Origin of the sequence: Paenibacillus cineris (genome assembly GCF_018333335.1) — a bacterium.
GTDB classification, from domain to species: domain Bacteria; phylum Bacillota; class Bacilli; order Paenibacillales; family Paenibacillaceae; genus Paenibacillus_AQ; species Paenibacillus_AQ favisporus.
Genome location: NZ_BORU01000001.1, coordinates 2,997,395 through 3,010,540, shown reverse-complemented (window position 1 = coordinate 3,010,540; position 13,146 = coordinate 2,997,395). Strand labels below are relative to the sequence as shown.

The 13,146-nt window shown below is 45.0% G+C and carries 14 protein-coding genes; 10 read left to right on the top strand and 4 right to left on the bottom strand.

The annotated features are described in order from the left end of the window. Positions 1 to 66: 66 nt before the first annotated feature. Entirely contained in the window at positions 67 to 1,461 is a 1,395-nt protein-coding gene (locus KI379_RS14010) for an MFS transporter (RefSeq protein WP_212983931.1), read from the bottom strand. A gap of 116 nt (positions 1,462 to 1,577) precedes the next feature. On the opposite strand from KI379_RS14010, the gene KI379_RS14005 reads away from it, so the two are divergent. The 3 genes from KI379_RS14005 (at position 1,578) to KI379_RS13995 (ending at position 4,095) form a co-directional block, all read left to right on the top strand. Then, complete coding sequence (locus KI379_RS14005) at positions 1,578 to 2,465, top strand: LysR family transcriptional regulator (protein ID WP_212983930.1); 888 nt, start codon at positions 1,578 to 1,580, stop codon at positions 2,463 to 2,465. Positions 2,466 to 2,637: 172 nt separating this feature from the next. Further along, entirely contained in the window at positions 2,638 to 3,594 is a 957-nt protein-coding gene (locus KI379_RS14000) for a sigma-70 family RNA polymerase sigma factor (protein ID WP_076165059.1), read from the top strand. Between the two features lie 75 nt (positions 3,595 to 3,669). Continuing rightward, the gene (locus tag KI379_RS13995) at positions 3,670 to 4,095 is read left to right on the top strand and encodes an SRPBCC family protein (RefSeq protein ID WP_076165061.1); all 426 of its coding nucleotides are present in this window, start codon (positions 3,670 to 3,672) and stop codon (positions 4,093 to 4,095) included. An 80-nt stretch (positions 4,096 to 4,175) separates the two neighbouring features. Here KI379_RS13995 and KI379_RS13990 read toward each other — a convergent pair whose 3' ends face one another. Together KI379_RS13990 and KI379_RS13985 are read right to left on the bottom strand one after the other, a co-directional pair. Continuing rightward, positions 4,176 to 4,592 (bottom strand): VOC family protein, encoded by a 417-nt coding sequence (locus tag KI379_RS13990; protein WP_076165064.1) that lies wholly within the window; start codon positions 4,590 to 4,592, stop codon positions 4,176 to 4,178. Between the two features lie 98 nt (positions 4,593 to 4,690). Further along, positions 4,691 to 5,242 carry a TetR/AcrR family transcriptional regulator gene (locus KI379_RS13985; protein WP_076165067.1) on the bottom strand — a complete coding sequence of 184 codons (552 nt, stop codon included), beginning with the start codon at positions 5,240 to 5,242 and terminating at the stop codon, positions 4,691 to 4,693. Between the two features lie 148 nt (positions 5,243 to 5,390). On the opposite strand from KI379_RS13985, the gene KI379_RS13980 reads away from it, so the two are divergent. After that, entirely contained in the window at positions 5,391 to 6,317 is a 927-nt protein-coding gene (locus tag KI379_RS13980) for a ketopantoate reductase family protein (RefSeq protein WP_212983929.1), read from the top strand. Positions 6,318 to 6,461: 144 nt separating this feature from the next. Continuing rightward, the gene (locus KI379_RS13975; RefSeq protein ID WP_212983928.1) at positions 6,462 to 7,226 is read left to right on the top strand and encodes an alpha/beta fold hydrolase; all 765 of its coding nucleotides are present in this window, start codon (positions 6,462 to 6,464) and stop codon (positions 7,224 to 7,226) included. Between the two features lie 90 nt (positions 7,227 to 7,316). On the opposite strand, the gene KI379_RS13970 is transcribed toward KI379_RS13975, so the two are convergent. Beyond that, positions 7,317 to 8,123 (bottom strand): AraC family transcriptional regulator, encoded by an 807-nt coding sequence (locus KI379_RS13970; RefSeq protein ID WP_212968288.1) that lies wholly within the window; start codon positions 8,121 to 8,123, stop codon positions 7,317 to 7,319. A 96-nt stretch (positions 8,124 to 8,219) separates the two neighbouring features. Here KI379_RS13970 and KI379_RS13965 point away from each other — a divergent pair, with 96 nt between their 5' ends. From KI379_RS13965 to KI379_RS13945, 5 genes are all read left to right on the top strand, one after another. Then, the gene (locus KI379_RS13965) at positions 8,220 to 10,148 is read left to right on the top strand and encodes a glutaminase domain-containing protein (RefSeq protein WP_212983927.1); all 1,929 of its coding nucleotides are present in this window, start codon (positions 8,220 to 8,222) and stop codon (positions 10,146 to 10,148) included. A 311-nt stretch (positions 10,149 to 10,459) separates the two neighbouring features. Beyond that, positions 10,460 to 10,762 (top strand): IDEAL domain-containing protein, encoded by a 303-nt coding sequence (locus tag KI379_RS13960; protein ID WP_212983926.1) that lies wholly within the window; start codon positions 10,460 to 10,462, stop codon positions 10,760 to 10,762. Positions 10,763 to 10,982: 220 nt separating this feature from the next. Further along, entirely contained in the window at positions 10,983 to 11,465 is a 483-nt protein-coding gene (locus KI379_RS13955; protein ID WP_076165082.1) for a DUF2975 domain-containing protein, read from the top strand. Between the two features lie 110 nt (positions 11,466 to 11,575). Next, complete coding sequence (rarD, locus tag KI379_RS13950; protein WP_212984729.1) at positions 11,576 to 12,454, top strand: EamA family transporter RarD; 879 nt, start codon at positions 11,576 to 11,578, stop codon at positions 12,452 to 12,454. 174 nt (positions 12,455 to 12,628) lie between these two features. Beyond that, entirely contained in the window at positions 12,629 to 13,072 is a 444-nt protein-coding gene (locus KI379_RS13945) for a MarR family winged helix-turn-helix transcriptional regulator (protein WP_076165084.1), read from the top strand. Positions 13,073 to 13,146 lie beyond the last annotated feature (74 nt).

Here is a 13,146-nt window from a genome sequence, read left to right as displayed (position 1 = left end):
CGCATTGATGCGGCTTTTTTTAGTTTCTGTTGAGGTAACGAAGGGTAAGCTCCATCTGTCAGATAACTAGGACTCATGCAGCTGCCCGGACTCCTTGTGACGCCAATTTACGAATACCAAGGACAATGCAATTAACGTGAGGATAATCCCAAGTACTCGAAATCCCTCGAAGCTGAAGTTATCTCCCATTACGCTGCTAATGAGTAATGAGGAGAGAATGGTTCCCAGGTATCTTGAGGTATTAAATATTCCAGATGCTACACCTATAATTTCTTTTGGTGAACTTTGGAATAAGGCCGCTTGCATAGCGACACTGTTTAACCCGTTGCTAATACCGAATGCAGCTAAAGCCACACACACACTGATAACCGGTGAAGTCTGATCCAGTGTCATGATCACGATCCATACGGACCCAAATGTCATCAGCACTCCGGACATAAGCAGTGCTGGTCGAGGTCCTGATTTATCGACCCATCGTCCTGCCATCGGAGAAGCAACGAGCGAGCATAAGCCTAAGCTTAGCATGAGCATCCCGGTATGGAACTCGCTGACATGACGTACGATTTGCAAGTAGGACGGAAGTCCGAAAAAGAGAGAGTAAAAAAGCAAGTTAACGACCATGAATTCGACATTGACCCAAGTCATTGCAGGATATTTAGCGAATGTGCGTAAAGGAATAAAGGGTGCCTTCGCTTTTAACTCATGTCGCACGAAAGCTGCCAGTCCAACGAAGCCAATCAGCCCGACAATAACGTTACTAAATGAAATTTGACCAGATGATTTTGCGGACAATAATCCAACGAGCAGAGCAACCAGACCCACAGTGAATAGCAGAACTCCTGGCGCATCAATCAAATCAGACCATCTGCGAAAGGACATGTTGCGAGCAACGGATGTCATAGACGGAACATCATTAGGAATATGCCTCCAAGCTAATAAAAAGCTTGTCACTACGAAGGGGATATTAACCAAAAAGATAGCAGGCCAGCCCCACCAGTGAATGATGACCCCGCCAATAAAGGGGCCAATCGCTGCCGCTCCGGATAGGAATATGGACAAGACTGACAGTGCAGTCGCTTGTTTCTCCCTAATATGAATTCGCACAATGGCCATTCCAACCGCAACCATCATGCTTGTTCCGATGGATTGCACAATGCGGAACACGATGAGCCAACCAAAGTTTAGGGATAGTGGAGCTAATAATGATGCAACGAAGGATACAACAAGCCCGCTAAGAAATATCCTCCTCCGACCGAATAAATCGCTGGCTTTTCCCATGATAGGTTGAGCGATAGCACTTGCAATGTAGAAAGAAAAAATGATCCAGGATACCACTGTATAGTCGAGTTGGAACACATGTTGTAGCCTTGGGATAGCAACTGAAACCATTGAAGAATTTAATGGGTTCAATAGAATCCCTAGTCCAACGGAGATCATCAACCACCTATTGCGAATACTCATTTTTATCCCTCCGATCTGTATGTTAGTGTCATCATCGTACTTGAAATCATTTATTTATTCCAACGCATTTTATGTTATGATTTCATTGACTCAAAGGAATGAAAGGAGAGTGTGAAATGGAACTTCTTCAACTGAAATATTTTCTCGAGGTAGCTCGTTTGGAACATATGACTGAAGCAGCACGAAGTCTGCATGTCACTCAATCGTCACTAAGCAAAACGATTGGGCGCTTGGAGGAGGATTTGGGGGTCCCGTTATTCGATCGAATAGGGAGGAAACTGCGATTGAATGAGTTTGGAAGCAGATTCTATCGCCGTGCTGAAAGGGCGTTGTTTGAATTGGAACAGGGGAAGCAGGAGATTAGCGATGTGTCCAGACAAGAACATGGCACACTCGAATTGGCGGTGACCACCGCAAGCACATTGCCACAGATCCTTCGAGAGTTTCGGAACAAGCGTCCCGATATCCAATTTCATGTGCAAATGCTCACCACGCAGGAAATGGTTACGCTTCTTCATAGAGGAGAGGTTGATTTTTGCTTGTCCTCACCGCCTATACAAGGGGAAGACATTGAATGTCAAATCATGTTCATCGACCCGATTCTTGTAGCTGTTCCCCAAGGGCATCGGCTTGCTAACCGAAACAGCATATCTTTGACTGAGCTAAGGGATGAATGTTTTGTTGGTGTGAAAAGAGGCTACGGTACTCGTGATCTGGTGGATTCTATATGCAAATCGGTTGGATTTGAACCTACATATGTGTATGAGGGTGACGAACCTGCAAGGCTAAGTTCTTTAGTAGAAGCGGGAATTGGCATAGCCTTTATACCGAGTACGGCAAGGTATTCTGGGGAACATATCAAATATCTCAAAGTAGAGAATCATGAATTGGTACGGGAGATAGCTTTGTTATGGCACAGGAGTCGGTACATTTCGCGGGCTGCTCTCGAATTCCGTGAGGTAGTTGTGGAATATTTCGGGACGTTATCCAAACAGACAAATTAATTATCCTTCATAAAACCCAGAGAAGCAGTTCACCATCATGATCGTCTACTTTTGTTGAACTAGCGGGCAGGTTAGATTAAACAAGAATGCCCAGAAACGTTGATGAATTAGACCGCTACATTGCATATAATGAAGGTACTGCCCTTCGGGGAGATCGTTAAAGGAGGACACGATGAACGAGAAAGCATTTGACGAACCATTATTTGCAAGCTTGAAGCCGGGCTTAACCTCGTTCTGTTACCGAATGCTAGGCTCCATGGACGATGCGGAAGATGCTGTTCAGGAGACGAGTATTCGGGTCTGGCAGAGCTGGAGCACGTTCAGACAGGATTCCTCGTTCAAAACTTGGGTCTATCGGATTGCCTCCAACCTGTGCTTGGACAAGCTGAGGCAATCCAAACGCCGCGCGCTTCCCGTTGACCTGTTCGACCCGGCCGTCGCCATCGTCGAGCCGCGCCACACGCTGCCAGACTCTGCCTGGATCTGGCCGTCTTCCGACTTTGGGGGCAATCCGGAGGATCGACTCGTCCGCAGAGATACCCTTCAACTGTGCTTCATTGCTCTCCTGCAGACCTTGCCTCCGCGGCAGCGTGCGGTACTCATTTTAAAGGATGTATTTGAATGGTCCTCCAAGCAGATCGCAGAAACGTTGGCGATGTCGCCGGCAGCTGTGAACAGCGCCTTACAGAGAGCACGTGAGACGATGGACCGGGCGCAGCTTCGCTCGGATGAGCTCAGCAGCATGGACGTTCAACCGGAGCAAGAGCTGCTGTCCCGGTATGTGGAGGCCTTCGAGCAATTCGATATTGCTGCGCTCGTAGCGCTGTTCCACGAGGAAGGCTGCATGTCGATGCCGCCCTTCGAGATGTGGATCCACGGCAAGGAAGATTTGTCCGCCTTCTATTCGCTTACTCGCTGGCATTGCGAAGGTTCGCGTTTTGTGCCCATTACGGTGAATGGCGGTTATCCGGCGTTGGCCCAGTATATGCCGGACAAAGACGGCTCCGGCCTGGTTCCCTGGGGCATCCACGTCATCGAAATCAAAGAAAATCAAATCCTGCACGTTCAAAACTTCATCAATACAAAATTATTTTCGCGATTTGGGCTGCCTGAGCGACTCGACCGATGAATTTTGTATTTGGCATTCGTCTATATCATTGAGATTAACCAAACGACGAATATGATGAGAGAGGTGTCCAATCCAATGGAAACGAATCAACCAACGAAAGTAACTGTACAAACCGTCATTCAAGCTCCCGTCGAGAAAGTATGGCGCTATTGGTCCGAGCCGGAGCACATCACGAAGTGGAATCAAGCGTCCGAGGACTGGCATGCGCCGAGAGCGGAAAACGATCTACGGGTTGGCGGCAAGTTTTCGACACGGATGGAAGCGAAGGATGGCAGCATGGGCTTTGATTTTGGCGGCGTCTACGATGTTGTGAATCGGCATGAGGCGATCGGCTACACGATGGAAGACGGAAGAAGAGTAGATATTGCTTTCGTCGATCAAGGGAATGAGACGAAGGTCATTGAAACGTTCGACGCGGAAAGCTCCAATCCCGTTGAGTTCCAGCAAGCAGGCTGGCAAGCGATCATGGACAATTTCAAAGCCTATACCGAACAAAACTAATCATCGCGAAGAAGACGCCGGGGAAGATGCCCGCCGTCTTTTCTTTTTAAACCCTGGTATGAGCATGCTCCCCGTTAGCCTTAACCTTGTGCCGCATCCATGTTCATGTAGTTAATGGCCCACAGATGGCCGTCCAAGTCCACGAAGCCCCAATGATACATGATCCCATGATCTTCAGGTTCAGCGTGCAATTTCCCGCCCAAGGAGAGCGCGGTATTCACGATTTCATCGACCTTTTCCCGGCTCTCGAAGGCCAGCGCGATCGTCATCTGCGCATACTTGCTCGTATCGACGATTTCCCTCTCCGTGAGCGTAGTAAAGAATGCTTGATTGATCAGCATGACCTGCAGGTTGTCGCCGATGATGATGGCTGCCGAGTTCTCGTTATCGGGGAATTGCGGATTGAGATCGAATCCGAGTCCAGTGAAGAACGCTTTCGATTGTGCTACGTTTTTTACAGGCAGGTTGAAGCTCGTGAATGCGGACATTAATGCCATTTTTAAAACTCCTCTTCGTCAAATTAGTTTGTGTTCGTTTACGCCTTCGCTTATATAGACGACAGCCGATCCGGGAATTCATCGGTCTGAATACAGACTCATTCTTTAAAATAGGGCGTAATCCCGCTTGAATATAAGTTCTCCACTAGCTTGAAAAATTGTTCTGACGATAAATCCTTTTGACGCTGGATCCAAAGACGAAATAAAGAAAGGGACGTTGTCAGGTAAAACTCAATGAAGTATGGCGTTAAGGTATGGTTTTGCGGAACGTTTAATTCTAATTGCCCCACAATGATTTCTTTTTTTAAGCGTTTTATAAACCGGGCGCTTCCATAATCTCCTAAAAGAGCATTAAGAACCAGGAGATGTTCTCTTTTGTCCAAACAATAGAGCGTATCTTGAAACGTATGCATCGAGAGCTCTTGATTCGCCAATTCTTTTTTCATGTCATTCAATAAGTCATTTTCAACCGAGTCTAACAATTCGTAAATGTCAGTAAAGTATTGATAAAAGGTGCTGCGGTTATAACCTGACTTATTCGCAATTTCCTGAACCGAAATTTTCTCAATCGGCTTTTGGCTATATAACTCACAAAAAACTTCTATAAACGTTTGTCTTGTTTTCTCCGTTATTTGCGGTTGCTTTTTCATGTTACCCTCCTACTAGCCAATAAAAATATCATCCGACAAATTCTAAAATACTGATGGTTGATCAAGGAATAATAAAGATTTATGATCACATCATACAACACGTTGTCTGATTGTCCAAAGGAAATGTTAATAAGTAGGGGTGGTTTTCATGTCAGCAAAACAAGATAGAATTTTAATTTTTGGTGCAGGTGTCATCGGCAGTATGTACGCAATGAAGTTTATTGAAGCAGGGTTTGATGTTACCCTACTTGCCCATTCGAAAAGATTTAAATCATTAAGCGAAAATGGCCTGCAGTATAAAGAACAAGGTTCAGTTAAATCGATACAAGTGCAGGTCATTGATACGCTCGAAAATGATGATATTTACGATTTTATTTTCGTCACCGTTCGTTATGACCGGTCCGAATCAGCGTTGTTAGCGCTAAAAGATAATCAAAGCAAACATATCGTTACGATGACTAGTAATTCAATTGGGTTTTCTTCGTGGCTGGATATCGTAGGGGATCGACTTTTACCCGCTTTTCCCGGCTTTGGCGGACAGATTAAAGATGGAGTATTGCATGCTCGATTTCTACCAAAGATGATAGCGGCAACTGCATTTGGAGAAGTGAATGGTGAAGTGACAGAACGTATCAAAAAACTCGCAAAATTATTTAAAACAGCAAAGCTTCCCTACGTTATTAAAAAGGATATGCAAGCTTATCTCATCACACATTCGGTATCCGACATTGCCATGTTGGGCGTTATACATTCTGAGAATAAAATAATTGACAAAAAAACAGTCAGAACCAGAAAGACGGCACGCCAAATAACAGTCACTTTAAAAGAGTATCTAAGGGCCATACAAAATGCAGGCGTTTCAATTGATCCACCCATGCTTAAAGTGGTGCTTAAATTTCCAAACTTATTATTGGATCTGTTCTTTATGACATGGCTACGAACTAAAATGGTTCGCGATATGATGTTACCGGACTATGCGAATCGTGCTAACCATGAGATTGTGCAGCTGAGTCATGACTTAATGAAATTTTTAAGTCAAAAGGATATCAAATCGGCTGCGCATTTATCTGAATAGATGGAAGACGACAAGAACATGGTTGAAGATAGCAATCCAAAAGAACTTGGAAACTTTTGCTGTGATACTATTAAAAATACCAGTCGTCCGTTGATCGAAACTTGAATGGAATTTCTTACAAATACAACGCTAGGAGGCTTAAGCATGAATGGGAAAAAATGTGGTTACGAGAAAGTAAATGGATTAAACATGTATTATGAAATCCATGGGAGTGGTAAACCACTAATTTTGCTCCATGGCCAGTTTGCGACTGCCAGCATGTTCGATCCCATATTACCGGAGTTGGCTCTTCACCGCCAGGTAGTATTAATTGAACAGCAAGGCCATGGTCATACCGCAGACATTAACCGCCCCTTAAGTTTTGCTCAAATGGGTCGTGACACCGCTGAACTTGTGAGTCAGCTAGGAATCACGGAAGCAGATGTGTTTGGATATAGTGCTGGTGGCACAGTTGCACTGCATCTGGCGAAGTCTAATCCTCACCTTGTTCGCAAGCTGGCACTAGCCTCGACTATTTATAGTATGGATGGCTATTTTCCCTATATCGTCGAAGGCATAAAGCATGCTTCTGCCGAATCTTTTCCATTACAGATGAAGCAAGAATACGAACGTGTAGCCCCCCATCCTGATAACTGGTCCAAACTTATTGCCAAAGGTGCAGAAATGGCGAATAACCCGAATACAGAGGATTTTCTTGAGCCGACGCAATTGCAACAAATTACCGCACCCGTTCTGCTTGTCATTGGAGACAGAGATATTATTCGCCCAGAGTACGCCAATGAAATGGCAGAGCTGCTTCACACCAACCTCATCGTAGTGCCTGGAGATCATGTTTCGTATATTTCTGCTCAACCTCAGATTTTGCTCGGTCATCTAATAAAATTTTTCCAGTTACCCCATAACCAGTAAAGCCTAAAGCCTATGGTATCACCGCAGCGGCTTCTGATATGTCCGGGTTAAATCCGGCGATGGGTAGAGAGCCTTGGTCGTCATTCTTTATTATTTAATCTGCCGATACTCTGAAGGGGAAACACCGGCGATGGATTTAAAGACAGAGGAGAAATAATGTTGATCGGCGAAATTCAGCTTGTTTGAAATTTCGTTAATGCTGAGATGGGTATTCAGTAAATATTGCTCGGCCAATTCAATTTTATGTTTGCGAAAATAGGCGTAAGGCGTGATCCCGTACGTTTCCCGAAACATCTTGATCATATGATTTTTCGAATAGCCGAGTTGTTCACACAGATCGTCCAAATCCACTTTATTCTCGATATTGCCGTCCAGATACGACTTGATCTGCTCGGATATGGTTGGGGCTTTATGTTTTAAATGGTTCTTTAAGCGCAATACGATTTTAAGAAGAAGGACGGTTACTTCGTCTATAAAACTGGGATAGTCCATATGTGTGGCCGACGAAAGACTAATGATTTCATTCATATAGGAGAGAATGTTGCACTCCTTGATGAGATACGTATTTTCAGGGAGATATTGTTTGAATAAAGATTCGGCAAAATCACCATTAAAAATAATCCAAATTTTAATCCAGGGCTGATCTTCGCTGGAATAATAGATATGGTCGCTGTTTTTAGTCAATATGTAAACGTCGTTTTTCTGAGGGTACAGCGTTTGGGAATTGATCTCTAGAACGCCGCTGCCGTCGATGATGTATTCAAACGAATACAGGTTTTCTCCATGGCGTTCGATCCGGTAATTCTTATCACAGTAAGAGATGCCCGACATGAGCACATTGAGTGGAAGCTTGGAATCATTAAGATGCCAAAAATTGAAAATGGTTTCGTTCATCATGATAATCCTCACATTTACAATGATAAATCCTATTAAATTACGTTTTGGAACATGATAAATTATACACTAAGAAACGCATTAATGGGAGGAATCCATATGAATCTTCGTGCACCAGCTGTTCCGCTGATTACGGTTGATCCTTATTTTTCCATCTGGTCGATGGCAGACAAGCTCAATGAATCGGACACCAAGCATTGGACGGGCAAGCCACACCGGATGACCGGCACTGCGCTTGTAGATGGAAAAGAATATGTTTTCATGGGCGTTAAGCCGGATAGCCTGCTCATGGAGCAGACAAAATTGGATATTCATGCATTGTCAAGCCAATACGAATTTGCATGTGATGAGATTCGGTTAACCGTTACGTTCACGACTCCATTGCTGTTGGATGATTTGAAGCTCATGTCCAGACCGGTGTCTTATATTCATGTGACAACCGAGTCGAACGACGGGAAAAAACATGACGTCACAGTTGCCATCACTGTAGATGGAGAGCTATGCCAAAACTTGAAATACGAGTTTCCGACCGTGTACACGGATCTGAGCGAACCTGGTTTTACTTGCGGCAAGGTGGGCAGCAGCATTCAGCATCCGTTAACCAGATGCGGGGATGATCTTCGAATTAACTGGGGCTACGTCTATCTCGCATCCAATCATAGCGGCGCTTCAGTAAGCGCTTCCGAAGATATAAACCTCTACGGAACCGTAAATCATGCCATGGGGCTATCGATCGTTCTGGATACGGAGCAGAATGCAGAAGGGCTTTTTGCAGTCGGCTATGACGATATTAAATCGATTGAATATTTTCACGAAAAGCTGGATGCCTATTGGAGAAAAGACGGAGAGACGATTGAAGAGGCGATAAAGCAGGCGCTAAATGAATATGATACGTTGTATGAAAAATGCGAACGGTTTGCTGAAAAATTGTATCAAGACGCCTCAGCATCGGGAAGCGAAAAGTATGCAGACCTGGTATCCCTCGCTTACCGGCAAGCGATTGCCGCCCACAAAATCGTAGCGGGTCCGGATGGAGAAGTTCTGTTCATTTCCAAGGAGAACTTCAGCAATGGCTGTGCGGCTACGCTTGACGTGACTTACCCATCCATTCCACAATTTTTGCTATACAATCCCGAATTGGTGAAAGGGATGCTTCGGCCGATATTTAAGTACGCATCAACCGATGTTTGGCATTTTGACTTTGCTCCCCACGATGTGGGCACTTACCCGCTTCTGAATGGGCAAGTATACAGCAACGGAACTACGCCCGACTGGCAAATGCCGGTTGAAGAATGCGGCAATATGTTAATATGCGCTGCGGCTGTTGCGATAGCGGAGCAGGATGTTTCATTTGCGCAAGAAAACTGGGGACATCTTGAAACTTGGTGTCAGTACTTGATCCAAAACGGCATCGATCCGGATAACCAGCTGTGTACGGACGATTTTGCAGGGCACCTGGCCCATAACTGCAACTTGTCGCTAAAAGCGATTATGGGTATCGCCAGCTTTTCTATCTTGAATCGCATGGCAGGAAACGAGGAAAAGGCAGAGGAACTCATGGAACTCGCCCGATCGATTGCGGAGCAATGGAAGTCTATGGCTGCAAACGATGACGGTACGTTCCGTCTGGCATTCGATCGCCCCGGCTCTTTTAGCATGAAGTATAATGCCATCTGGGATAAAATCTTCGGCCTGAACTTATTTCCTGAAGATACGTTCAAGGCAGAGACGCAAGCCTATATCGAGAAGCATTCGGGTACCTACGGCCTTATGCTGGACAATCGCAACACCTACACCAAATCCGATTGGATCGTGTGGAGTGCCGCGCTCTGTGAAGACAAGGATGATTTCAATACGATCGTCGATCGGTTATGGCTCGCTTACGATCAATCGGAGAGCCGCGTTCCGATGACCGATTGGTACCAGACGACCGACGCGAAGATGGTTGGTTTCCAGAACAGATCGGTACAAGGCGGGTTATTTATCAAGCTTCTTATGGATAAGGAGATTTGCAAGCTTCAATCGTAGTCAACGACTTGCATTAGAATAGCGAAATAGTCAAATCCCCCTTTGAGTATTTATTCTGAAGGGGGATTTGCTGTCTTCAGATGAAAAGGTAGATATCAGCTGGAAAATCACATTGCGTGCCAAGAAAGCCAATGGTGACAACGTTGATTTGAGTTAGAGATCCGCGTTCCAATAATATAAACTGACCAGACGCTAACCAAAGGTAGCTTGGAATAATAAGAGGCTTTTTTCTAATTTGATGACATGAAGCATAAACATAAACAAAGGCGAACCTTTAATTCTAAGTAACAGATTCATTGGAGGCTGATGGGATGATGACCGAAGGAGATTGGGTATTTGCCAGCTACAGAGGGCAGAAGGTTACCGGCTTCTTGTTGCTGATGCGGGAATCCACGGTTTTGGTTCAAGCCACAATTCCACATGATTTGGGAATTATCGAAGTTTCTGCGGATCGGATTTCTTGGAATAACAACGCTGTAATATGTATCGACGATTTACCGGAACTTATAGATCTCTCCTTGGATTGGAAAGATAAAGAGTGGTTTGAGAAGTGGACACACGAACTATCGTTATGTAAGCGGTTAACGGATCAAAATGTATCGATGAGGTCGTGAATGAGCTGGCCCGGTGTTAAACCGATGCTATATCTGAGCTGCAGGCGTTAAGCTAACGGACAGTTCGTTGAATGAGTTGTAAATTTAACATTTTAAAGGAAGAGCATTTCTTTATAATGAGAAATGCTTTTTTGTTTTTATAAAAACGATATTAATTTATTGTAAAACAATAAATTATGTGGCAAAGTAAAAACTGACATCAAATAAGTGAGGTGCACTTATGAAACGAGGAACAACACTCTTTTTGAAGATGGCTGTTATTATGATTGGGATACCCATTCTCGCATTTTGCATATTTTTAGTGCCTAAGATCGGGAATTTTGCTGGAGAATTGTATCCCAAAATAGCTTATATGAAATCTCTCGTTTTAATGGATATGTACGCAGCAGCGATTCCATTTTACTTTGCTCTGTATCATGCCTTTACACTTTTAAGCTATATTGACAAGAACCAGGCGTTCTCGGAATTATCGGTAAAAGCATTAAAAAATATAAGATACTGTGCCATCACAATCAGTACCCTGTACCTGTTAGGTATGCCACTCTACTATCTCTTGGGAAGGAGAGTTGACCCTCCAAGTTTCATACCAATGGGATGGGTCATTATTTTCGCCTCTTTGGTGATCGCCGTGTTTGCTGCGGTTCTCCAAAGACTTTTACAAGAAGCGATTCATATAAAATCAGAAAATGATTTAACGGTCTGAAGTGGAGCATATGGCGATTTACTTGGGCCCAAATATTAATCCCTTTACTTAAACGATGATCGAGGCGTATAATCCGTTAAGACATCGGAGTAAGGAGAGGGAAATTGATGATGAACAACGGGTTGGTTAATGCGATTATCGCGTATATCATGTGGGGGGTTCTCCCGCTTTATTGGAAGTTGTTTAACGATGTGCCGGCAGGCGAGATACTGTCACATCGGGTTGTCTGGTCGTTCGTCTTTATGGGTATTTTCGTCGCAGTCCAGCGTCGCTGGGGTGACATGAAACGGATTGTGTCTAGCCGCTCGCTCCTGCTGTCGCTCACCGCTAGCGGACTGCTGATCGCTGCCAATTGGCTCATCTTCATCTGGGCGGTCAACAACGACCATGTCGTTGAGACAAGTCTTGGCTATTATTTGAACCCGTTGGTGAACGTGCTGCTTGCGGTTGTCTTCCTTCGTGAGAAGCCAAACCGTGGCCAATGGCTCGCGATTGCCATTGCTGGCGCCGCGGTGCTCATCATCGCCATCGACTACGGACGGTTCCCATGGATTTCAATCTCACTGGCCGCGACGTTTGGCTTGTACGGCCTCGCGAAGAAGAAGATCGGACAAGACGCTTCTGTAGGCTTGCTGTCGGAGACAGCTGTAGTCCTGCCCGTTGCGCTTGGCTACTGGATCTATTTGGCCGCCGTGGGAAAAACGACAGCATGGACGCTGCCTGTGTCCACTTTCGTCGAACTGCTTCTTTCCGGCGTGGTAACAGCGCTACCGCTGCTTTTCTTTGCGCGAGCGGCCGCCCGGATGGCCCTGTCTACACTCGGCTTCGTACAATATATCGGGCCGACGATCATGCTGTTACTGAGCGTATTCGTGTTCAAAGAATCGGTCTCGCCGGTTCTTCTCATCGGCTTTGCGCTCATCTGGACAGCGCTTGTCGTATACGCTACAGCATCGGTTCGCGGCACGAAACTCGCGAAGGCTCGATGACGGCGGCAAAATGTCTACCCGGTAACGTTATATCAGCCATTTCCGTCCGCTGGGGGGGAGATGGCTGTTTTCTGTTCGGGGTTAAACGAACTGCGTACAATTCTTACGTGTTATTGACAAAAATAAATACCCCATATATAGTGTAGTCATCTACATGAATTCAAGGAGAAACCTATGCCAAGCGTTTTCGAAATGTACCCCTATAGCCTATACATCAAAGTCATTGCACAACGGGTCCGGGAAATCATCGACCAGCTTCTGAAAGACCACGGCTTGAATAGCTCGCAAGCGATTCTTCTCTCGCATATTCATCAATCCATAGAGGAGCATATAGAGATCAATCGAAAGTATCTTGAAAAAACAATGGCTTTAAGCGGTCCGTCTGTGACGAATTTATTGAACGGTTTGGAAAAGTCCGGATTCATTACGCGTAATAGCAACCCTAAGGATGGACGCAACCTCCGTATTGACATAACAGATAAAGCCAAACAATTTCTTAGCGAGAGGAGTGATGCCTTCTCGAAATCTGAAGAATTGATCACACAAGGGATGTCTGATGCCGAAAAAGCCATGTTTGTTTCATTGCTGACCCGTGCTTTTGAAAACGTCGAAAAATAGCCGCCGAATGGATGAGTTTACCACATTTGATTATTTTTTTGAACAAATATGTAGACGGCTACATAATTTTATTT